This window comes from Flavobacterium ginsenosidimutans (assembly GCF_037478105.1).
GTDB classification, from domain to species: domain Bacteria; phylum Bacteroidota; class Bacteroidia; order Flavobacteriales; family Flavobacteriaceae; genus Flavobacterium; species Flavobacterium ginsenosidimutans.
In genome coordinates this window covers 1,664,904-1,688,890 of the sequence record NZ_CP147988.1, presented here as the reverse complement: position 1 = coordinate 1,688,890, position 23,987 = coordinate 1,664,904, and the positions used below count along the sequence as shown (strand labels likewise).

Genomic DNA, 23,987 nt, shown 5'->3' with positions numbered 1-23,987 from the left:
GTTAGAATTTCAAAATAGGCTCTTAAACCTTTTTAAATTCTAATAGTCTAAAAAATAAGCGGTTCTATCTATTCCTTGATACCGTTAATATATTTAGTTTTTTGGATTTTAAAATAAATAATACATTTGAATGTAAGTTTTATCGGATTTACTCACTTTAAAGAAAATAAAATGAAAAAAATATTTTTATATATGACTTTGATGCTTGTTGCAACACAAATTCAAGCTCAAAAAGATTTTCAAGGAATGGCTGTTTACGAGTCAAAAACCCAAGCGCCAAAGTTTGAAGGAATGCGCGGAAACAGAGATATTACGCCAGAAATGCAGAAAAATATGGAAGAGCGTATGAAAAAAATGCTCGAAAAAACATTCATTCTAAACTTCGATAAATCGGCATCTATTTATAAAGAAGAAGAAAAACTAGAAGCGCCAGGTCAGCAGCAAGGCGGTTTTCGTATGATGTTTGGTTCGCTTACTGGAGGCGGAGGTACTTTTTATAAAGATGTAAAAACAAAAACATATACCGTTGATAAAGAATTCATGGGAAAAGAATTCCTTGTTGTGGATTCTCTGCCAAAATTAAATTGGAAATTAGAACAAGAAACCAAACAAATTGGAGGCTACAACTGTTATAAAGCAACAGCTGTCAAAGAAGCCAGCAAAACTGATTTTAGAAACTTCAGACCTAAAAATAATGATGATAAGAAGGATGAAGCTAAAAAAGATGAAACTAAAAAGACTTCGGGAGATACCAAAACGAATTTTGCTGATAACTTCGAAATTCCAAAAGAAATTGTAGTAACAGCTTGGTATACGCCTGAAATTCCTATAAATCAAGGGCCAGAGAACTACTGGGGACTTCCAGGTTTAATTTTAGAAATCAATGACGGAACGACGACAATCTTATGTTCAAAAATTGTTTTGAATGCGAAAGATAAAGTGGAAATAAAACCGTCTAAAAAAGGAAAAGTAATTTCTCAGAAAGAATACGACGAAACAGTAATTAAAAAAATGGAAGAATTTAGAGAGATGAACCGTGGTCGTGCGGGCGGACCTCCACCTCCTCCAGGAAGATAATCCTAAACTTAATTATTTATTCTAAGCATTTTTTTAATGAACAAATTATATTTTTTCATCGCCTTTTTGATCACTTCTTTTTCTTTTGCGCAAAGCGTTCGTTTTGATGGTTTCATTCAAGATGAACAGAAAAATCCATTGGAAATGGCCAATATTATGGCTATTAATAATGGCACAAAAGCAATGGATTCATACGGAATTACCAACGACAAAGGAAAGTTTCAACTGACTTTAAAACCAAATACGGCTTATACCATTAAAGTAAGTTATTTGGGAATGAAATCTAAAGAAATTGCAGTATCGACAAAGTCTGAAAATTTGACTCACAATATTGTTTTGGATGGTTCTGGAATTGAATTGGAAGGTGTAGAAATTGTTCGAGAAATGCCTGTTTCTATAAAAGGTGACACAATTGTTTACAATGCAGATTCTTTTAAATCGGGAACAGAAAAAAAGCTTGAAGATGTTCTGAAGAAATTACCAGGGGTTGAGGTAAATGCCGATGGTGAAATCGAAGTTGAAGGAAAAAAAGTCAGTAAATTGATGGTTGAAGGAAAAGACTTTTTTGACGGAGATACCAAATTAGGCGTTAAAAATATTCCAGCAGATGCAATTGATAAAGTTCAGGTTTTACGAAATTACAATGAAGTAAGCGCGCTTAAAGGTCTTGAAAACGATCAGGATAATGTGGCGATGAATATCAAATTAAAAGAAGGAAAAAAGAACTTTTGGTTTGGAGATGTTACCGCAGGAATTGGCGTTGCAGAATTGGACAGCCGTTATATCATTAACCCAAAATTATTCTATTACAGTCCAAAGTACAGTATTAATTTAATTACCAATTTTAATAATATTGGCGAATTGCCTCTTACGGCTCAAGATTACTTTAAGTTCACAGGCGGATTCAAAAATATGATGAAAAAGGGAGGAAGCAGTTTTAATGTTTCTTCAAATGATTTAGGGATTTCATTATTGCGAAATAATCGTGCGAAAGAAATTGAAACTAAATTTGGCGCAACAAACTTTGCTTATTCTATTAATAAAGCTTGGAATATTAGTGGTTTCGGAATTCTTTCGACTTCGAAAACAGATTTAGAAACGAAATCTCAAACCACGATTTTAGATTCTGGAGATCAGCAGAAACGTGATGAAATGACACATCAAAAGAATAATTTGGGACTTTTTAAATTGAGTTCAACTTATAAGCCAAATGATAAATTTCAGTTTGATTATGATATCTTGACTAAATTGTCAAAACAGAATGAAGATACAGATTTACTTCGCGAATCGGTTGTAGATAATGTTTCGGCGGTTGAAACCATTTTAACTGAAAAGAAACAAGATCCAACTTCTATCAATCAGAATTTGAGTTTGTATTATACGCAAAGCGATAAAAATATTTTTGCTTTTGAAATGCAGCATTTGTATCAAGACGAAAATCCTTTTTATAATGCCAATTTAAGATCGCAACCTTTTGATTTATCAGGATATATTACGGAACAAAATCGCAACGATTTGAATCAGGATCGTTTTGTAAAAACCAATAAATTGGATACTAAATTGGATTACTATTATATGGTAACGCCAAAAAGCAATTTTAATGTTACGTTAGGAAATACCTATTCGTATCAAAACTTCAATTCTCACATTTTCCAAATGTTAGATAATGGAGATAAAAACGACTTAAATGATCCTGAAAATAATAACGATGTCGATTATCGTTTTAATGATGCTTTTCTAGGTTTTCATTATAAAATTCTAACGGGGAAATTTACATTTACGCCAGGTGTTAGTTTGCATACCTATCAAATGGCAAATGGACAATTGGGATCCGACTATTCTCAAAATTTCACCAAAGTATTGCCAGATTTCTTTGCTTTATACCAAATCAAAAAATCGGAAACTTTGACGTATAATTTCTCTCTAACGAATGATTTTACTGATATTAATCAATTGGCTGCAGGTTATGTTTTGTCTGATTATAGCAGTTTGTTTCGCGGAAATCGTTTCTTAGAAAATGCAACTTCTCAAGTGCATTCGCTTCGTTATTTTAAATATAATATGTTCAATTTTGAGAACATTTTTGCCAATGCCACTTATACAAAAAAAGTAGATGCGATTAAAACAAAAGCTAATTTTGACGGAATTAATCAATCTTCAGTTCCTTATAATTCTAATCTAGCCGATGAAACTTTTACCGGAATGGGAAATTACGGACGCTCGTTTTTAAAGAATTATAAAGCTTCTGCAAATGTTAGTTTTAATTGGTCGAAATTCAACAATATTCAAAACAATCAATTATCTACTACAGAAAGTTTCAGCCAAAGCTACACTGTGAAAGCGTCAACAAATTATAAGAATCTTCCAAATATAGAATTTGGTTATAATCTTTTGGTTAACAAATACAGCGGTTCAACTTTTTATACAGATAAGCCATTTGCAAGATTAGATTATTATTTCTTAGATAGTTTCTCTTTTGTTTCAGAATACGAATTCTATCATTATTATAATGGAGACAAAACGGTTGACAACGAATATGATTTCTTAAGTGCGAGTTTGGTTTATCAAAAGAAAAACAGCAAGTGGGAATATAAAGTTTCGGCAACCAATTTATTGAACACGACTTATCTAAACGATGATAGTTTTTCTCAATTCTCAACGCGAGTTTCTCAATACACCGTTCAACCGCGTTATATCATATTTTCTATGAAATATAATTTATAGTAATTTAATTACAAGATTTAAGTTTTTGATGTTTTATTCCAAAAGAATCAAATATCTTTGCGCTTCTACTATTAACAACCAAAATTTTAATTATGCGCAATTTTATTTGGAGTTTATTACTGTTGTTTTCTGGAATCTTTATTTCTTTTTCTCAAACAAAAAACATTGAAAAAGGAACCTATTTATCGACTAATAAAGGTCAAAAAATCAAGTTGAATTTGTTAGATGATAATAAATACGAATTGGTTTTTTATTCAGGCGGTTATGAGGTAAAAGGAGATTCTTTGCTGTTTGCTAAAAATGCAACGGCAGAAACCAGTTTTGACCTTTCTTTCAAAGTCGACAAAAAAGCTAAAAATATAAAAGTAATATTCAAAGATCCAGCTTATTATTCTTTCTTTATTGGAACTCAAAAAGGAAAAGAAGAAGTTAAATATCAAAGAGTTTCAGACATTAAAAGTAAAATTGATCCAGAATGGAGTAAAGTCGATTTGGATTTTGAAATTGAGAAAGCAGACTTTTTATATTTAGTATATGAAGAATATGGCGGAAAAAGCAATGTAAATAAATACGCTTTACCAAAAGACGTTTCAGAAATAACGATCAATTATGAATTGGCAGTTTTAGGCGATTTACAGATTGCAGGATTTTATGATAAACATACAAATGAGCTGAGAATATCAGAGAAATCAGGATTAAATCCACTAGTATTTGTCAATGAAAAAGATCCGCAGCCAGTTAAGAAAACGCCGAAAGTTCTTCCTCTTGAAAGTCAAACTATTACCAATTGGACTTATCCAGGAAAAGACGTTTCTACAGAAGATTATGGAGTAATAGTTGACAGCGCCGCTGCAGTTGTAGAGGCTGCTGCTATAGACGCCACAAATGCTTCATCGACATACAACAAATATGATTTTAAATTAAAGGTCGAAGACAATCTAAAAAAGGCAATAGAATCTACAAAAACAGCTAGCAATAAGTTTTTGGTTGTTGTTGTAGACAGCAAGAATAAAACAGCCAAAGAAGGTTTTGATGCTTTTGTAAAAGAGCAAGAAACCCAAACGGGATATAATATGTACGATTCTTATAATGCTCTTTATGATATCTATAATTATTATTTGGCTGGAGCCGATGATAAAAAATGGCTTAAAAACAATAAAATTACCAGCGATCCAAGTATAATTATTTTAAACGGAGAAGGCAATCAACTTGCTATTGCAAAATCAGATTTGGCAGCGCAACAATATCAATTTAGCTATTATGGAGATTTTTATAGAAGACTTCAGAGGGCAAACGCCTTCCTTTCAATAAATAATGTTTTAAAGAATAAAAAAGCATCTGATACCGATTTGATTGCTGCTTTTAATAAAGCCGCTTTACTAGAATCTTCTTATGATTATGAAGGAGAATCTGCTGTAAGCGATCCAAATTCGGCTGAGTTTGTAGTTACTAAAACATCTTTAAATCAGAAAGAAGTCGCTCAATCATGGAAAAAATTAATTGAGGCGCATCAGAAAGATAAAAATGTAGATATGTATTTGGTTGAAACGATTTTGAAAGAAATCAAGAATCAAGGATTTACAAAACAGCTTTTTAGTGCAGACAGAATTTTGAATGATACAGATTTCTTAGCAATCGATTATGTATTAAAACATTCAGATGAAATTGAAAATATTCGTTCTGGTTTTAATACTAAAATAGGAGAGACTCATACTATTGGAAATCCAATTTCTGAAGTTTCAGATGCCTTACAGCAAAACCTTTATCTTTCTCAAGATGGAGCTTCTGGCGAAATAAATAGAGATAAAGTGAATTCGCTTTACAAAAGAATTATCGCTTCTGGAAAAGGAAATTTTGATGTATATAGAAACTATTTTTATTATTTGGCACAACTTCAAGAGAATGACGGTTCTAATGCAACTTTCTTAAAAGAGTTTAATTCTTATTTTGATTCGACTTTGGCAGGAGCAAGTCCAATTGAAAAATTAGATGCAATCTTTTCAGGATTAGATTCAAGTTCAAGTTATTCTTATGATGGATGGAATTCGTTTAAAGATTATCATTCAAACCTTTGCAATAATGCAGCTTGGACAGTGGTAGAGAATTCTCAGAATTCAAACTTTACTAAAGATGCTATTAAATGGTCCGAATATAGTTTGGTTGTAACCAAAAACAATCCTTATTATTTAGATACTTTGGCTCAGTTGTATTACAAAGACGGACAAAAGCAAAAAGCGATTGAAACGCAAACTTTGGCAGTAAAATATTTGAATGATTATGTTGAAGGAGAAACGGCAAACCAAATGAAAGAAGTTTTGACTAAAATGCAAAACGGGACATATTAAACAATTACGAAACCCGACAAGTTTTTAAAACCTGTCGGGTTTAATTTATAAATTAGCCAAAAACAAAAAAGGCTGTCTAAAATTTTAGACAGCCTTTTTAATATTTAAGATTCAGATTGAATTACAATCCAAATGCAGCTTTTACTTGGTCAACAAAATCAAGTTTTTCCCATGTAAACAATTCAACAGTAACTGTTTTTTGGTTTCCGCCAGGAGCAGAGAAAGTTTTAGTTACAGTTTCTGGTTTACGCCCCATGTGTCCGTAAGCAGCAGTTTCGCTGTAAATTGGATTTCTTAATTTTAAACGTTGCTCAATAAAGTAAGGACGCATATCGAAGATAGCTTCTACTTTTTTAGCGATTTCACCGTTAGTTAAGTTTACTTTAGAAGTTCCGTAAGTTTCAATGAAAATTCCCATTGGCTCAGCAACTCCAATTGCGTAAGAAACCTGAACTAAGATTTCGTCAGCAACACCTGCTGCAACTAAGTTTTTAGCGATATGACGTGTAGCATAAGCAGCACTTCTATCTACTTTACTTGGATCTTTTCCAGAGAATGCACCACCACCGTGAGCACCTTTTCCACCGTAAGTATCAACGATAATTTTTCTTCCTGTTAAACCAGTATCTCCGTGAGGTCCTCCAATAACGAATTTTCCTGTTGGGTTAATGTGGTAGTTGATTTTATCGTTAAATAAATGAGCGTGCTCTGGGTTTTTAGCGATAATTCTTGGAATCAAGATTTCAACAATATCTTTTTTGATTTTAGCCAACATTGTAGCTTCTTCATCAAAATCATCGTGTTGAGTAGAGATAACAATTGCATCAATACGAGTAGGTTTGTTATCGTCGCTATATTCTAATGTAACTTGAGATTTAGCATCTGGACGTAAATACGTGATTTCTTTGTTTTCACGTCTTAAAATTGCTAACTCTTGTAATAATTTATGAGATAAATCTAATGCCAAAGGCATGTAGTTTTCAGTTTCGTTTGTAGCATAACCAAACATCATTCCTTGGTCACCTGCACCTTGCTCTTCTGGCTTAGCTCTGTCAACACCTTGGTTAATATCTGCAGATTGCTCGTGAATAGCTGAAAGAATTCCACATGAATTCGCTTCAAACATATACTCACTTTTAGTATATCCGATTTTACGGATTACTTCTCTTGCAATTTGCTGAACATCAAGATAAGTATTCGATTTTACTTCACCTGCTAAAATAACTTGACCAGTTGTAACTAGTGTTTCGCAAGCTACTTTAGAATCAGCATCAAATGCCAAAAAGTTGTCAATTAATGCATCCGAAATTTGATCTGCAACTTTGTCTGGATGCCCTTCACTAACAGATTCTGACGTAAATAAATAAGCCATAATAATGTAAAAATAATTGTTTTAATTAAAATTATGCGGGAAAAAGTAATTGCTAAAAGGGCTAAAGGAGAGTTTCTGCTTTAGCATTTTTTACTACTGAAATGAATTTTTCAGCATTCATAACGAAATCATTTCATTATGAAGAGGTTGCAATCAGTTCAAATTTTTCCTCTGTTTCGGGTGCAAAGGTATGAAACCATTTTGATTTGCAAATTAAAGTTCAACTTTTTTTATTTTTAAACGTATAAATTTAACACAAACATACTAAATTGATAGGGTAATGGAAATTATTTAAGTTTTTACTTGGCTGATTAAAAAATAGTTCGCAACTTTGCCACGTTAAAAGAAAAGAAAGAAATGAAATTTACAGTTTGCAATATGATGTCTTGTAAGATGCCGGAATTATCCGCAGAGACACTATTGTAGTTATTTTTCAAATACTATATAAATAGAACCTCTGCCGAATAGCAGAGGTTTTTTTATGGCCTAAATAAAAGGTTTAGAAAAAAATATAAGAAAATTTCAATTTTAATTTGGTGGTTAAATAAATATTACTACTTTTACTCTATAGAAATAGTCGAGTTTAAAACAAGATAATTTTAAAAAATGAAAACAATAGCAAAAGGAAATATGATGTGTTGTAAAATGATGCAAATGTGCATCCCTCATTGCTGTTGCCAAAAGTGAAAGAGTAGAATCTTTGTTATAGTTAAGCTATAAGCCCTTTTGGTCGCCATCCGAAAGGGCTTTTTTATTTCAACACATTTAAAATTAAAATCATGAGAACATTAAATTCAATTGCATTAGAATATTTATTGAGAAACGATTCTCAACAAAACAATCATACATCAGAAGAAGTAACAAGAGAAACAACAAGAATAGAAAAAGAACAGAATGTAAAGCAAAAATCGTTGCTGTTCCAGTTGTATGAGCTTGAAGAAGAAGCGGAAGAATTCTTGGCTTAAAACTTCAAATTATAAAATTTCAAAAATCAATTACAATATATAATAGTATTAACAATATTAAAAAAACTAAGAAATCATGAGTACACAAAAATTTGCAACAAACGCACTACATGCAGGACACGATGTTACTAAAAATGCAGGAACAAGAGCCGTGCCTATTTATCAGACATCATCATACGTATTTAATAACGCAGATCACGCTGCCAATTTATTTGGTCTTGCAGAAGCTGGATTTATTTACACAAGATTAAATAACCCAACAAACGATGTTTTGGAACAGCGTTTAGCTGCGCTCGAAGGCGGAATCGGGGCTGTAGTTACGGCTTCTGGAGCATCGGCAATTTCGACAACTTTATTGACTTTGCTTAAAGCAGGAGATCATATTGTTGCATCAAACAGTTTATATGGAGGAACTTATAATCTTTTAAAAGTTACTTTACCAAGATTAGGAATTACAACAACATTTGTTGATCCTTCAAAACCTGAAAACTTTACCAAAGCAGCAAAAGAAAATACAAGAGCATTTTTTGTTGAATCTCTTGGAAATCCAAAATTAGATATATTGGATTTAAAAGGAATTTCGGCGGAAGCCAAAGCATTCAAAGTGCCATTTATAGTAGACAATACAGTTGCGACACCTTATTTATTAAACCCAATTAAATATGGTGCCGATATTGTAATTCACTCCTTAACTAAATATATTGCTGGAAACGGAACTTCATTAGGAGGCGTTATCATTGATGCTGGAAACTTTGACTGGTCTAACGGAAAATTCCCTGAATTTACTGAACCGTCTGCAGGATACCATGGATTAGTATATCACGAAGCTTTAGGAAATGCGGCTTTTATTGCAAAAGCTCGAATTGAAGGTTTACGTGATTTTGGTGCTGCTTTGAGTCCATTTAATGCTTTCCAGATCATTCAAGGATTAGAAACGCTGCCAATCCGAATCAAGAAACATAGCGAAAATGCTTTGGCTCTAGCTGAATGGTTAGAAAAACAAGATGAGGTAGTTTGGGTAAATTACCCAGGTTTAAAATCAAGCAAATATTACGATTTGGCTAAAGAATATTTACCGCAAGGCCAAAGCGGAATTATCACTTTTGGATTAAAAGGAGGTTTTGATGCTGCTAAAAAAGTAGTAGATGAAACTAAATTATTCTCTCTACTGGCAAATATTGGTGATACAAAATCATTAATTATTCATCCAGCAAGTACAACGCATCAGCAATTGACAGATGAAGAGCAAATAGAAACAGGAGTTTCTAAAGATTTGGTTCGTCTGTCTGTGGGAATTGAAGATATTGAGGATTTAATTGCTGATCTGGAAGCTGTTTTTGAGAGCGTTAAACTTTCTCAATACAGCATCAATAAAAATTAGGTTTTTTTGTTTTTTGTTTGAAAGATTGCCTTTAGCCATTGTGCTAAAGGTAATTTTTTGTGAAAAACATCTTTATAAATTAAACCATGTAGAGGCGCACTGCAGTGTGTCTTAATTGTGGTTAAAAACTAAAATGTTAGAAATTATGTCAAAGCTTAAAATAAACATTATCCTTTTCGGAATTGGAAATATCGGAAGCACTTTGATTAATCAGATTATTGAAAGTCAGGAATTTTTTCTTGAAAGCAAAAATGTTGATTTTCATTTTCCAATTATAACCAATTCAACGGTTGCTTTTTTTGAGAAAGAAGGTGTTGGGTATTCTTGGGAAACCAATTTCAGACAATTGGCAGTTCCTTTTAAGGTAGAAGATATTGTCGAGTTTGCACAAGAAAATGAATTCGAAAATCTAATTGCCGTTGATGCAACAGCTAGCGACGAACTCGTAAAACATTACAACACTTTAATTCAAAACGGATTTAATATTGTAGCAGTAAATAAGAAAGCCAACACGCTTCCGATCGATTTGTATAAAGAATTGCGTGCAAATCTTAAAAAGTACGACAAGGAATTTCTTTACGAAACTTCGGTCGACACTGGAATTCCAGTTTTACAGACTTTAAGAGATTTATATTATTCGGGAGAAAAAATCACTAAAATCCGAGGTGTTTTTTCAGATAATTTAAGTTATGTCTTTAACCGATTTTCATCTGAAGATGTTTCATTTTCATCTGTTTTAAAAGATGCAAGTCTTTTAGGTTTGATGAAATCGACATTTAAAGAGGATTTATCTGGAAATGATACCGCAAGAAAGCTTCTGATTTTGGCGAGAGAAATAGGAAAAGATTTTGAGCTTTCAGATATTAAAGTCAAACCCTTTATTACTGAACAGCATTTGGAGAAAAATGGCATCTTGAATAAAGAGGAAGTCGATAAGTCTTTTAAAATTGCTAAAATCACGCAAGCCGAAAATCATGTTTTGAGATTTGTTGGCGAATTTGATGTTGAAAAAGGAACTCTCGAAGTCAAATTAATTTCTGAACCAACAGATTCTCCAATCGGTCAATTGAAAGGCTCGGATACCATTTTTGAAATTTTCACGAAATCTTACGCGAATGTTCCTATTGTAATTCAGAGCGCACCGGCATGTAAACAAGCAATTTCGAGAGGAATTATAACCGATATTCTAAAAATTGCAGAAAGAATTAGAAATAAAGAGGCTATTTGGTCTTAAATTTTCTCAAAAAATAGAAAAATATAACCAATGTTCTTTGATAAACTGATTTGTTATAGGAAGTTTTAGAAGCGAAAAAAGCTTAATTCTACATTTTTTGTTCTTATTTATCTTACAATTGTATTTGTAAGGTGGTTTTTGTCGTGAAAAAACACATTTTCAACGAAATTTGTAATTAAATTCTTGAATTTCATTTGTGTAATAAAAAAAATATTTGCATATTTGTTATACCCAAAAACTACTAGAAATCAAATGAACTTAAAAGTCAACAAAATGTTTTGCGCCATTTCGGTTATTACCGAGGCTGGGTTGTCTATTGCTTAATAAATTGTAAGAAAACAATATATAGTAAGAGCCTCCCATAAAATATTTGGGAGGCTTTTTAATTTAACACAAATGCAAAATTTAAAATTACAATATAAATCACAGATGAATAAATCCTTACAGATGAACAAGATGTTTGCTGTCGCGCTTATTTGCGTACACGTCTGTCGATACTAAAAGTATAAATGAGTTTAAAAACTTAAACCCTTTTGGTATCTAAAAATCCAAAAGGGTTTTTTTATTCCCGAAAAGGGCTTAACACAAACATAAAAGAGAAATAAAGATTATAAAACGCAAACTGAACTAAAACTTAATATCATGAGCACATTGAACTACTTAGCAGAGAAAATTTCAAACTTGAAAAACAGAAGGACAAGAAAAAATAATCCGCCACCGCCAACAAACGAATTGGCTCACCCAAGATTCGGAATTACAGAAGAAGATAAAAGTACTGTAAAAAAAGTACCAAATTCTTTATTGTTTTTAATGTATTCAAAAGAGAATGAAACGCTTTTCATCTAAACAGAAAAGCGACATAAATTAGGTTAAAACCTGCATAATTTTACTGGGCATTTATGTTCGGTAAATTTTTGCGTATAATAGTTTTTGCTAAAGTAAGTCTCAGAAATTTAACAAACACTTTTAGATAAAATTTGTTTGTTAGAGAAATTAGTAGTTAATTTGCACTCGTTAAGTTCAAACACGTATTGAAATGTTATAAAGAAAGGACGAGGGATTAGACCCGATGAAGCCTTAGCAACCCTTCGGTAAAACGAAGAAGGTGCTACATTCTACCACGCCAAACGTGGAAAGATAACAACAAGATTTTTTCTAGTTAAACCTAGTTTTTCTTTCTAATATTTCCATATACAAATCAATAATACAACAGATTTGAAATTGGAAAATATACCAAATCCCATTATAATTCAAGATTTCATCACAGAAAGTGGTGCAACTTATCATTCTATACCATTAAGCTTTACGCTGGCAGGACAACCGCTGCACAGCGCGCCTATTGTTTTGGTTAATCATGCTTTAACTGGAAATTCGCAAGTTACTGGAGAAAATGGCTGGTGGAATGACTTAATTGGTCAAGGTAAAACCATTGATACTGATGTTTATACCATTTTGGCTTTTGATATTCCAGGAAACGGAAGCAATTCTTTCTTAATCGAAAATTATCTTGATTTTACAGCAAGAGACATTGCAAGAATCTTTATTGAAGGTGTAAAAATTTTAAATATCGAAAAGCTTTTTGCGGTTATCGGAGGTTCTGTTGGTGGCGGAATTGCTTGGGAAATTTTAGCTTTAGCGCCAAATATTACAGAAAATCTTATTCCGATTGCGAGTGACTGGAAATCTACGGATTGGCTTATCGCCAATTGCTTCCTGCAAGAACAGATTCTAAACAATTCTTCAAGACCAATTGAAGATGCGAGAATTCATGCCATGTTGTGTTACCGTTCGCCAGAATCATTTAAAGAAAAATTTCAGCGAACTGTAAATCAAGATCTTTTGATTTTTAATATCGAAAGCTGGCTCGCACATCACGGAAAAAAATTGCAGAAAAGATTCCAATTGTCTTCTTATAAATTAATGAATCAATTGCTTAAAACAATTGATATTACTAGAAATAGTGAAAGTTTTGAAAACTTATTGTCTAAAACAAAAGCTTCAATTCATATCGTAGGAATCAATTCAGACTTATTTTTTACGGCCAAAGAAAATGTCGAAACCTATGAGGAATTAAAGAAGTTTAAAGACAATGTTTTCTATAGCGAAATTGATTCGGTTCACGGACATGACGCTTTTTTAATCGAGTACAAACAATTAGATTATTTACTTGCCGACATTTTTAAGGCAGAAACAATAAAGAAATAAAATGAAAGTATTAAAATTTGGAGGTAAATCGTTAGCAAACGGAGAAGGACTTAATAAAGTTGTTTCAATCATTTCTGATAAAGTAAGTCAAGGTGAAAAAATTGCCGTTGTAGTTTCTGCACGTGGAAACGCTACTGATGAATTAGAATTTATTTTAAGCATTGCTGCTAAAAATGGCAGTTATAAAGAATTATTAGAAAATTTCAAAAAATATCAAATATCAGATTATCCGAATGTAGATTTATCGGAAGAATTTAATGTATTAGATAAACTTTTTGAAGGTGTAAGCTTAATTGGCGATTACAGCAAAAAAATCAAAGATCAGATTTTGTCAAAAGGAGAATTGCTTTCGGCTAAATTATTGACGGCTATTTTATTGGAAAAAGGAATTCCAGCCAATTTTGTAGATACGAGAGATTTGTTGAAAACCGATTCTAAATTTGGTGATGCACAGCCTTTAGAGCAGCTTTCAAAGAAAAACGTAGTCAATTATTTTAAAGAACATAACGGCGAAACGGTTAATATAGTTACGGGCTTCATTGGCTCAAACAACAACAACGACACAACTACTTTAGGTAGAAATGGCAGTAATTATACCGCTTCGTTAATCGCAAATTATTTAAATGCTGAAGAATTACAAAACTTCACGCACGTAGACGGAATCTATACTGCAAATCCAGATTTAGTTGCTGATGCGAAGAAAATTGAATATTTATCATTCAACGAAGCAAATGAGCTGGCAAATTTTGGTGCAACGATTTTACATGCTAAAACAATAATTCCGTTATTAGAAAAAAACATTCCGTTACGAATTTTAAATACGTTCAACCACGAAAACCGTGGAACTTTAATTACATCTGATTCTTCTAAAGAAGGAATTAAAACGCTTTCTGTTTTAGAAAATGTATCATTAGTAAATCTTGAAGGACGCGGATTACTTGGAAAAGCGGGAGTTGATGCTCGAATTTTTAAAGTAATGGGCGATCACAATATTAGTGTAAGCATCATTTCTCAAGGTTCTTCAGAAAGAGGAATCGGACTTGTTGTGGCAACAGAAAAAGCTACTCTTGCAATGGTGGAATTAGAAAAAGAATTCGAAAATGACTTTTATTCTAAAGACGTAAATCAAATTACGGTAACAGATAATGTATCAGTAATTTCGATTATTGGACAGGATTTGAGTACTTTTCATAAACCATATACCGCTTTAATCAAAAATAAAATTGTTCCGATTTTGTTCAACAACACGGTAACGGGTAAAAACGTGAGTTTAGTTGTTAAAAAAGAGGAATTAAATAAAGCTTTAAACGTAATTCACGGAGAGATTTTTGGTGTTTCTAAAAAGATCAACATTGCGATTTTCGGCCACGGATTAGTTGGAGGGACTTTAATCAACCAGATTTTAGAATCGGCTGCTGCAATTGAAAAACGTAAAGATATTAAGCTAAATGTGTTTGCAATTGCAAATTCTAAAAAACTGCTTTTGAATAAATACGGTGTTAACAGCAATTGGAAAAACGAAATTGCGACTAAAGGCGAGGCTTACACCATTAAAGATATTATCGCTTATGCGAATGAACATCATTTAGAAAACTTAATTGCAATTGACAATACAGCAAGCGCTACTTTCGTTGAGAATTATATCCCACTTGTAGAAAGCAGTTTCGATTTGATTTCTTCGAATAAAGTAGCAAATACGTTAACTTATGGTTTTTATAAAGAACTAAGAAAAGCTTTGGCAGAAAATCAAAAGAATTACTTATATGAAACCAATGTTGGAGCAGGGTTGCCGTTAATTGATACCATTAAATTATTGCACCTTTCTGGAGAAAACATCACAAAAATAAAAGGAGTTTTCTCTGGGACATTAAGTTATTTATTCAATAATTTCTCAGCGAAAGATGCGCCGTTTAGCGAAATCTTGCAAGAAGCAATTGATAACGGATACACAGAGCCAGATCCACGTGAGGATTTATGCGGAAATGATGTTGGTAGAAAATTATTAATTTTAGCTAGAGAATTGGATTTGCAAAATGAATTTGAGGAAATCTCAATTCAGAATTTAATTCCAGAACACTTACGTGAAGGAAGTGCCGCAGATTTCTTAACGAAATTAAAAGAATTTGATCCAATTTATGCTAAAATAAAAGCAGAGCAACAGCCAAATCACGTTTTAAGATATATTGGTGAATTGTCTGGAGATTTGCAGAATGATAAAGGAAATTTAGAAGTAAAATTAGTTTCAGTACCAAAAGATACTGCATTGGGCGGATTAAAAGGTTCTGATTCTTTCTTCGAAATTTACACAGAATCTTACGGAGATCGTCCAATTGTTATTCAGGGAGCTGGTGCAGGTTCTGCGGTAACGGCGAGAGGAGTTTTCGGAGATATTTTGAGATTATCTGATAAAGGGTAATTGATTTTAGATTGCAGATTTTAGACTGTAGATTTTTGATTTGAATTAAAAAACAAAAAAATAACAACACAATGAAAGTAACTTTAAACAGAGTAAATGACGCATTTCATTTTAAAGTAAAAAATGAACGCGGACACATAGTTGACGTTGACAGCAGAGCCGAATTTGGCGGAAGCGATTTAGGTGCAAGTCCAATGGAATTGGTATTAATGGGAGTTGCGGGATGCAGCGCTATTGATATGATTTCAATCTTGAAAAAGCAACGTCAGGAAATTACTTCTTTTAATGCTGAGGTTGAAGGAACACGAGTTCAGATTGAAGAAGCAAAACCTTTCAAAGAAATCGATGTGGTTTTTTATTTAGAAGGAGAAATCAACCCTGATAAAGCAAAAAAAGCGGCACAGCTTTCTTTCGAGAAATACTGTTCGGTAGCTAAAACGGTTGAACCAACAGCGACAATTAAATACAAAGTTGTCTTGAACAACGAAGCTTTATAAATTAGATAATTAGTCAATTAGAAGATTAGATAATGCTTAAGCTTAGCATAAATAATTGACTTGTTTTAATTTGAATTTCAGTTTTTAAAACTTGAAACCTGAAACCTCAAACTTGAAACAAAAAAACAAAAAACAACACAATGAATACAGAAGAATTTGGTTTTGAAACACAAGCCATCAGAACACAATTAGAAAGATCTCAATATTTAGAACACTCGGTGCCTTTGTACCTTTCGTCAAGCTTCGTTTTTGAAGATGCTGAAGACATGAGAGCTTCTTTTACAGAAGAAAAAGAAAGAAATATTTACAGCCGTTTCAGCAATCCAAACACTTCAGAGTTTGTAGACAAGATCTGCAAAATGGAAGGGGCTGAGTCTGGTTATGCTTTTGCAACAGGAATGGCGGCAGTATATTCTACTTTTGCAGCGTTATTGAATTCTGGAGATCATATTGTTTCTGCGAGCAGTGTTTTTGGTTCGACTCATGCTTTGTTTATGACTTATTTTCCAAAATGGAATATCGAAACTTCTTATTTCGAAATCAATAAGCCAGAAACAATCGAAAGTTTCATTAAACCAAACACAAAAATTTTATACGCAGAATCTCCAACAAATCCAGGAGTTGATGTAATTGACTTAGAATTGTTAGGAAATATTGCTAAAAAACACAACTTGATTTTAATAATCGATAACTGTTTTGCAACGCCTTATTTACAGCAGCCAATTAAGTTTGGAGCACATTTGGTTATCCATTCAGCAACAAAATTAATCGATGGACAAGGTCGCGTTTTAGGCGGAGTAACAGTTGGAGATGCAGAATTAATCAGACAGATTTATTTGTTTTCAAGAAATACAGGTCCAGCTTTATCGCCGTTTAATGCGTGGGTTCTTTCAAAAAGTTTAGAAACATTAGCAGTTCGTGTAGATAGACACTGCGAAAATGCTCTAAAAGTAGCGGAATTTTTAGAAAGCCATCCAAATGTAAATAGTGTAAAATATCCTTTCTTGAAATCGCATCCGCAATACGAAATTGCTAAAAAACAAATGAAAGCTGGTGGAAACATCATCGCATTTGAAATTAAAGGCGGAATCGAAGCGGGAAGAAAATTCTTGAATTCAATTCAACTTTGTTCGTTATCAGCAAATATTGGAGATACAAGAACAATTGTTACGCACCCAGCTTCTACAACGCATAGTAAATTATCTGAAGAAGATCAATTAGCAGTTGGAATCACGCAAGGTTTAGTTCGTGTTTCTGTTGGTTTAGAAACGGTTGAAGATGTAATTGCAGATTTAAAACAAGCATTGGCTTAATTTTAAATATTTCAATTTTCGATTTAATTAGACGATTTTTGGCTGTAAATTTAATACAGTTGAAAATCGTCTTTTTTTTAGATTGTTTGATAAAAAACATACTTTTGTTTTAGACGGAAATTTTTAATTTAAATAAGTTTATGGGTGACAGTATGTATATTCTAGATAAAAAGTTATTTGCTTCAGAAAGAAAACGTTTTGTAGGAGGCATTGTTGATTTTATCTTTGTGTTTGTTTCGGTCTTTATTTCGGGTCTTATAATTGTAATAATCGGAAATATTTTTAATTGGGATATATTCTCTATTTGGGGTCGATTTATTAATGATTCCACTTATTTAGCACTTTTTACTTTTCTAATGTTTAATTATCTGTTTTTGGAGAGTTTTTTTGGAGCAACAATGGGTAAATTTGCTACAGGTATTATAGTTGTTACAGAAAATGGTACGAAACCAAATTTCGGTAGGATTTTCATCAGAACTTTATGTCGTTTAATTCCTTTTGACGTATTCTCATTTTTAGGAAAATCTGGAATGTTTTGGCATGATTCTTTTTCTAAAACCTACGTTGTCGATAAAAGAGGCTTAGAAAGAGATTTGGAGAATTTTTATTCTATAGATTTAATTGGGCAAAACGAAGTAATTTGATGGATTTAGTAGAATTTAACTTTATTCTTTTGTGATAGTTCAAACAAAAAGCATACTTTTGTTATTCAATAATTTGTGAGGGTTTGATCTGAGGTTAAATTCTGCAATCTAAAATTTTACATTAGTGCTTTCAAAGAAAACAAAATACGGAATTAAAGCTTTAACATATTTAGCCAGACGTGAAAATAACGAACCGGTACAAATAGCTGAAATTGCGAAAAGCGAACATATTTCGATTAAATTTTTAGAAAGTATTTTGTTGCTGTTAAGAAATTCTGGTTTCTTGGGCGCAAAAAAAGGAAAAGGAGGAGGCTATTATCTGATAAAAGATCCAAAAGATATTAGTATGGCTAAAGTCTATCGTATTTTAGAAGGTCCAATCGCGTTATTGCCTTGTGCGAGTCATAATTTTTATGAGAGATGTGATGACTGCGATGACGAATCAACTTGCGCAGCACGACGTTTAATGACAGAAGTTCGTGATAATACACTTAAAATATTAGAAAGTAATTCTTTAGCAGATATTGCGTTTTAGAATTTTGCAATCAAATAATAAAAAGACCATTTCAGTAAATTTGAAATGGTCTTTTTATTTTTATCTAATGTTTTTAAAAAATCAATTTATATCCCGCTAAGAAAAGCATTACTGCGATTGCGTTTCTAAGAAATTGGTCAGGAACTTTTCCACTTAGCATACTTCCCATGTATATTCCAGGAAGTGATCCCATTAATAATTGACCCAATAATCCTAAATCTAAATTCCCCATAGAAGCATGACCAATTCCAGCAACTAAAGTTAAAGGGACAGCGTGCGCAATTTCGGTTCCAACTAAACGAGGAGTTGGTAAAAGTGGATAAAGGAAAAATAAAGTTACAGTTCCAAGTGCTCCGGCACCAATCGAAGTTAAGGTTACGGTTGCTCCTAATAAAACTCCAATTCCAATTGTCAGCATGTTTTGAGTGGTACTTTCGTTATGAAATTTATCTCCGGCATGTCTTTGAGAAAAAACTAAAAGTTTCTTTTTGAATATAATCGCTACCGAAGTAAACAATAGCGCCCAGCCTAAACTGTATTTAATAACTCGATTTATAGTTTCGATATCGGTCTTAATGCTGTGTAAAATCCATAAAGTTACTAAAGCAGCGGGAACGCTACCTAAAGTCAGCCAGCCTGTGATTTTCCAGTTGATGTTTCCTTTTTTATTGTGTACAAATATTCCTCCAGCTTTGGTAAAAGCAGCGTATAGTAAATCGGTTCCTACTGCGGTTGTTGGAGAAATGCCGAAATATAATAAAATAGGAGTCATTAAAGAGCCTCCTCCAACACCTGTTAACCCAACAATAAAACCAACTGCTAAACCTGCTATTACAAGACCGATCTGAAAATCCATGAAAAATTATTTGCCGCTAAAATAATAACAATTTTATAATTATCCTATAGATTTTGTAGAGATTAAATGTGTATTTTTGTGGATCACAAAATTGGAGCATGCTGTTAAAATAGTAAGAGACAGCATTTAATTTGTTAAAATAATCACTAATTCTTTTTAAATCTCTTTTAACTTGGTTTATAAGACGATAGCTAATGTAAAAAAGTAAATATATTGTTTTGATATTTCGAAATATATAGTACTTTTGCAAAGTAATCTACTAAGCCGATAGGGCAATGGATTTTTAAGAACAAAAAACAATTCTTAAAATATGGAAAATGAACTTAAGTTAAACAACGCTATAGTAAAGTCTGATTCTTTATTAAAGGAAAAATTGTGGGTAGTAATACCTGTTGTTTTGTTGTTGGGTTTGGCAGTTACATTAATTTATAATCATCACGCTGAATTTTCGTGGGATGGTTTTGTTCAGGGACTTGATGAAAATCTTTTAGCGTTTTTCTTAATTGGTGTTTTTGCTCAATTAGTAGATGGTGCTTTAGGAATGGGATATGGAGCAACTTCTACGTCATTTTTATTGGCTTATGGAGTTTCGCCAGTTTTGAGCAGTACGGCAGTTCACGTTTCAGAGATGTTTACAACTGGAGCATCGGCGCTTTCGCACCACCGCTTTGGAAATATCAATAAAAAACTAGTCAAACATTTATTGATTCCAGGAGTTTTAGGATCAATTACAGGAGCTTATTTATTATCAGATGTTATTGACGGAGATATTATTAAGCCATTTATTGCGGTTTACATGATTATTCTGGCAGCTGTAATTATTAGAAAAGCTTTGAGAAAAAGCGTGGTAAAAAAGAAAACTAAAAAACTAGGTGCTTTAGCAGTGTTTGGAGGTTTTATGGATTCTGTTGGAGGAGGAGGCTGGGGCCCAATTGTGACTTCAACATTATTAGGAAGAGGAAGAAATCCGAAATATACAATAGGATCTGTGAACGCGGCCGAGTTTGCCATTTCGTTTGCAAGCGGAATTACTTTCATGCTTTTTGGCGGAATTCACGGCTGGCAGATAATTTTTGGATTGATTTTAGGGGGAGTTATTTCAGCGCCAATAGCGGCTTATTTGGTAAATAGAATTAAAAGAAAACCAATGATGATTGCTGTTGGAGTTCTAATTATAATATTGAGTTTAAAAACATTATCTAAATTATTGTAAAAGATAATTTTAGAAAGGAGAGATTATGAGTGCGAGTATTGTACAAGAATTATTAGAGAAAACTGCAGCTCTTTCGCTTGACGAAACCTTAGTTTTTTTAGCAAAAGAATTTCCGGGAAAAGTAATTTTCTCAACTTCTTTTGGTCAGGAAGATCAGGTAATAACTGATTTCATTGCAAAAAGTAACACAGATATTACGGTGTTTACTTTAGACACAGGAAGATTATTTCAGGAAACGTATGATGTTTTTCATAAAACATTAAAAAAATACAAAAGACCAATCGAAGTTTTTTTCCCAGAAGCGGCTTCAGTTGAAAATCTTCTGAAAACAAAAGGGCCAAACAGCTTTTACGATTCAGTTGAAAACAGAAAAGAATGTTGTTTTATTCGAAAAGTTGTTCCGTTAAGAAAAGCTTTGGCAGGAAACTCAGTTTGGATTACGGGATTAAGAGCCGAACAATCAGAAAACAGACAAGATTTACATTTGTTTGAGTACGATGGAAACTTCGAAATCATAAAATTCAATCCGTTACTAAAATGGACTTTAGAGGAAGTTGAAACGTATTTATCTGAAAACAATGTTCCGCAAAATGCATTGCACAAACAAGGTTTCGTAAGTATCGGTTGTGCACCTTGTACGAGAGCAATTTTCCCTGGAGAAGATATCAGAGCTGGAAGATGGTGGTGGGAATCAAGCCATAAAGAGTGCGGGCTTCACAGTGCCAAAAAAGAATAAAGAAGCAAGAGGCAAGACTTCTTTAGAGAATAGAATAAAGATTATAGAATAAAGAGTGGAGATTTTAGATCAGGCAAAAAACTTGAAACTTTAAACCTGAAACAAAATTTTTCACAAACAAAATATCAAACAAAAAAACAATGAGTTCAGTATTAAAAACAAATGCTTTAGAGAGTGAAGCGATATACATTTTCAGAGAAGTAATTTCACAGTTTGACAAACCGGTTTTACTTTTCTCAGGAGGAAAAGATTCTATCACATTAGTGCGTTTGGCGCAAAAAGCATTTTTCCCTGCTAAAATTCCGTTTCCTCTATTACACGTTGATACGGGACACAATTTTCCTGAGACAATCGCTTTCAGAGATAAATTGGTAGAAGAATTAGGTTTAGAGCTAATCGTTCGTAATGTTCAGGATGCTATTGATGAAGGAAAAGTGGTTGAAGAAACTGGAAAATATTCTAGTAGAAACAGCTTGCAGACTACAACACTTTTGGATGCAATTGAAGAATTTAAGTTTGATGCTTGTATTGGTGGTGCGCGTCGTGATGAAGAAAAAGCAAGAGCTAAAGAACGTATTTTCTCAGTTCGTGATGACTTCGGACAATGGGATGAAAAAAATCAGAGACCTGAGTTGTTTGATATATTAAATGGAAAAATTGAAAATGGTCAAAACGTTCGTGTTTTCCCAATTTCAAACTGGACAGAATTAGATGTTTGGAGTTATATCGAGAAAGAAAAAATCGAGATTCCGTCAATCTACTTCTCACATAAAAGAAAAGTTTTTTTGAGAGACGGTTTAATCTGGTCGCATTCTCCTTTTGTGTACCAAGAAGAAGACGAACAAATCGAAGAAAGAATTGTTCGCTTCAGAACCGTTGGAGATATGAGCTGTACAGCAGCTGTTGAATCTTACGCAGCAACAATCGAAGAAGTAGTTGGAGAAATTAGATCATCAACCATTTCTGAAAGAGGAGCCAGAATTGATGATAAACGTTCTGAGGCTGCAATGGAAAAGAGAAAACAACAAGGATACTTTTAATAATTGTTAATTATGAATTGTTAATTGTAAATGCAATTCAGAACGAAATTTTAAAAGTAAAAATCAAGAAAACAAAAACATACAGATTTAATTTTTAGCTCAAAGACAAGCAACGTGAAACTTGAAACAAAAAAATTAAACCTGAAACAAAATATTACAGAATGGACGTTTTAAAAATAGCAACAGCAGGAAGTGTAGATGACGGAAAAAGTACTTTGATCGGGAGATTATTGTATGATACAAAATCATTGACAACTGACAAAATAGAAGCAATCGAAAAAAGCAGTAAACAAAAAGGTTATGATTATCTTGATTTTTCTTTGGCAACTGACGGATTAGTGGCAGAGAGAGAACAAGGAATCACGATTGATGTTGCGCATATTTATTTTTCGACTGCAAAGAAAAGTTACATTATTGCCGATACTCCGGGTCACGTAGAATATACAAGAAACATGGTTACAGGAGCTTCGACTTCTCAGGTTTCTATCATTTTGATTGATGCCAGAAAAGGGGTTATCGAGCAGACTTACCGTCACTTTTTCATCAATAATTTATTGAGAGTAAAAGAAGTAATTGTTGCGATTAATAAAATGGATTTAGTTGATTATTCAGAAGAAGTTTTCAATAAAATCAAAGCTGATTTTCAGGCATTAAATGCAAAAAGTACTTTCAAGGAACAAAATGTAAGTTACATTCCTTTAAGTGCAATCAACGGTGGAAACGTGGTTGATAAATCAGAGAATATGCCTTGGTATGACGGACAAACTGTATTAGAACATTTAGAAGGATTGCATGCTTCTGATGTTTTTGAAGCAGGAAAAGCACGTTTTCCAGTTCAGACTGTGATTCGTCCAAAAACTGAAGAATACCATGATTTTAGAGGTTACGCTGGAAAATTATACGGAAACTCAATTAAAGTTGGAGATGCCGTAACGGTTCTTCCATCTTTAACAGAATCAAAAGTATCTAAAATTCACTTTTTCGATAAAACATTTGACGAAGCCGTTGCAGGTTCTTCAATCACAATCGAATTAGAAAATGATATCAATGTTACGAGAGGCGATATGATTGTAAAATCAGATGAACTTCCAAAAATTGAAAAAGACATTACCACAACAGTTTGCTGGATGGACAGCAAAAAACTGGTTCCAGGAACAAAATATTTGGTACAACACAATACAAACAGAGTTTTAGCAAAAGTAGAAAGCATTAAAAATACAATTGCAACAGATTACTCTGGAACGACAGAAGCTTCACAATTAGCCATCAACGAAATTGGAGAAGTAACGATCAAATTAAGCAAACCGTTATATTTTGATTCATACAACGAAAACAAATCAAACGGAGCCTTCATTTTAATTGATACAGCAACAAACACAACAGCAGGAGTAGGATTCATTCGCTAGTTGATAGTTGATGGTTTTTGGTTGATAG

The 23,987-nt window shown here is 32.8% G+C and carries 19 protein-coding genes and 1 riboswitch; of the genes, 17 read left to right on the top strand and 2 right to left on the bottom strand.

The features are described from left to right. Positions 1–171 precede the first annotated feature (171 nt). From V6624_RS07470 to V6624_RS07460, 3 genes are all read left to right on the top strand, one after another. On the top strand, positions 172–1,077 hold the full coding sequence (locus V6624_RS07470) for a GLPGLI family protein (RefSeq protein ID WP_111288536.1): 906 nt from the start codon (positions 172–174) through the stop codon (positions 1,075–1,077). Positions 1,078–1,113: 36 nt separating this feature from the next. After that, positions 1,114–3,801 carry a carboxypeptidase-like regulatory domain-containing protein gene (locus V6624_RS07465; protein WP_111288270.1) on the top strand — a complete coding sequence of 896 codons (2,688 nt, stop codon included), beginning with the start codon at positions 1,114–1,116 and terminating at the stop codon, positions 3,799–3,801. A gap of 92 nt (positions 3,802–3,893) precedes the next feature. Further along, positions 3,894–6,146 (top strand): hypothetical protein, encoded by a 2,253-nt coding sequence (locus V6624_RS07460; protein ID WP_111288268.1) that lies wholly within the window; start codon positions 3,894–3,896, stop codon positions 6,144–6,146. A gap of 121 nt (positions 6,147–6,267) precedes the next feature. Here the strand turns inward: V6624_RS07460 and metK are convergent, their stop codons facing one another. Beyond that, positions 6,268–7,518 carry a methionine adenosyltransferase gene (gene metK / locus V6624_RS07455; protein WP_111288266.1) on the bottom strand — a complete coding sequence of 417 codons (1,251 nt, stop codon included), beginning with the start codon at positions 7,516–7,518 and terminating at the stop codon, positions 6,268–6,270. A gap of 779 nt (positions 7,519–8,297) precedes the next feature. On the opposite strand from metK, the gene V6624_RS07450 reads away from it, so the two are divergent. The 10 genes from V6624_RS07450 to V6624_RS07405 all read left to right on the top strand — a co-directional run bounded on the left by V6624_RS07450 (position 8,298) and on the right by V6624_RS07405 (position 18,708). Beyond that, positions 8,298–8,483 (top strand): hypothetical protein, encoded by a 186-nt coding sequence (locus V6624_RS07450; protein WP_111288264.1) that lies wholly within the window; start codon positions 8,298–8,300, stop codon positions 8,481–8,483. 76 nt (positions 8,484–8,559) lie between these two features. Beyond that, positions 8,560–9,864 carry an O-acetylhomoserine aminocarboxypropyltransferase/cysteine synthase family protein gene (locus tag V6624_RS07445; RefSeq protein WP_111288262.1) on the top strand — a complete coding sequence of 435 codons (1,305 nt, stop codon included), beginning with the start codon at positions 8,560–8,562 and terminating at the stop codon, positions 9,862–9,864. Between the two features lie 145 nt (positions 9,865–10,009). Next, positions 10,010–11,098: an aspartate kinase gene (locus V6624_RS07440; RefSeq protein ID WP_111288534.1), complete on the top strand. Its 1,089-nt coding sequence runs from the start codon at positions 10,010–10,012 to the stop codon at positions 11,096–11,098. A gap of 642 nt (positions 11,099–11,740) precedes the next feature. Further along, complete coding sequence (locus V6624_RS07435) at positions 11,741–11,944, top strand: hypothetical protein (RefSeq protein ID WP_111288260.1); 204 nt, start codon at positions 11,741–11,743, stop codon at positions 11,942–11,944. Positions 11,945–12,134: 190 nt separating this feature from the next. Next, a riboswitch (SAM riboswitch) is annotated at positions 12,135–12,242 on the top strand. A gap of 77 nt (positions 12,243–12,319) precedes the next feature. Beyond that, the gene (locus V6624_RS07430) at positions 12,320–13,303 is read left to right on the top strand and encodes an alpha/beta fold hydrolase (RefSeq protein ID WP_239455693.1); all 984 of its coding nucleotides are present in this window, start codon (positions 12,320–12,322) and stop codon (positions 13,301–13,303) included. 1 nt (position 13,304) lies between these two features. Then, a complete protein-coding gene (gene thrA / locus V6624_RS07425) occupies positions 13,305–15,719 on the top strand; it encodes a bifunctional aspartate kinase/homoserine dehydrogenase I (RefSeq protein WP_338841444.1) in 2,415 nt (804 codons plus the stop codon). Positions 15,720–15,790: 71 nt separating this feature from the next. Next, positions 15,791–16,216: an OsmC family protein gene (locus tag V6624_RS07420; RefSeq protein WP_281634721.1), complete on the top strand. Its 426-nt coding sequence runs from the start codon at positions 15,791–15,793 to the stop codon at positions 16,214–16,216. 140 nt (positions 16,217–16,356) lie between these two features. After that, the gene (locus V6624_RS07415) at positions 16,357–17,529 is read left to right on the top strand and encodes a trans-sulfuration enzyme family protein (protein ID WP_248729237.1); all 1,173 of its coding nucleotides are present in this window, start codon (positions 16,357–16,359) and stop codon (positions 17,527–17,529) included. Between the two features lie 140 nt (positions 17,530–17,669). Continuing rightward, positions 17,670–18,173: an RDD family protein gene (locus V6624_RS07410; protein WP_338841443.1), complete on the top strand. Its 504-nt coding sequence runs from the start codon at positions 17,670–17,672 to the stop codon at positions 18,171–18,173. 124 nt (positions 18,174–18,297) lie between these two features. Next, a complete protein-coding gene (locus V6624_RS07405; RefSeq protein WP_008466594.1) occupies positions 18,298–18,708 on the top strand; it encodes an RrF2 family transcriptional regulator in 411 nt (136 codons plus the stop codon). A gap of 73 nt (positions 18,709–18,781) precedes the next feature. On the opposite strand, the gene V6624_RS07400 is transcribed toward V6624_RS07405, so the two are convergent. After that, the gene (locus V6624_RS07400) at positions 18,782–19,564 is read right to left on the bottom strand and encodes a sulfite exporter TauE/SafE family protein (RefSeq protein WP_338841442.1); all 783 of its coding nucleotides are present in this window, start codon (positions 19,562–19,564) and stop codon (positions 18,782–18,784) included. A gap of 310 nt (positions 19,565–19,874) precedes the next feature. Here V6624_RS07400 and V6624_RS07395 point away from each other — a divergent pair, with 310 nt between their 5' ends. The 4 genes from V6624_RS07395 (at position 19,875) to V6624_RS07380 (ending at position 23,959) form a co-directional block, all read left to right on the top strand. Beyond that, a complete protein-coding gene (locus V6624_RS07395; RefSeq protein WP_338841441.1) occupies positions 19,875–20,777 on the top strand; it encodes a sulfite exporter TauE/SafE family protein in 903 nt (300 codons plus the stop codon). A gap of 25 nt (positions 20,778–20,802) precedes the next feature. After that, positions 20,803–21,513, top strand: a complete 711-nt coding sequence (locus V6624_RS07390) for a phosphoadenylyl-sulfate reductase (RefSeq protein WP_338841440.1) — start codon at positions 20,803–20,805, stop codon at positions 21,511–21,513. Positions 21,514–21,653: 140 nt separating this feature from the next. Then, positions 21,654–22,553 (top strand): sulfate adenylyltransferase subunit CysD, encoded by a 900-nt coding sequence (cysD, locus tag V6624_RS07385; protein WP_008466601.1) that lies wholly within the window; start codon positions 21,654–21,656, stop codon positions 22,551–22,553. Between the two features lie 161 nt (positions 22,554–22,714). Next, a complete protein-coding gene (locus V6624_RS07380; protein ID WP_121362448.1) occupies positions 22,715–23,959 on the top strand; it encodes a GTP-binding protein in 1,245 nt (414 codons plus the stop codon). Positions 23,960–23,987: the final 28 nt, after the last annotated feature.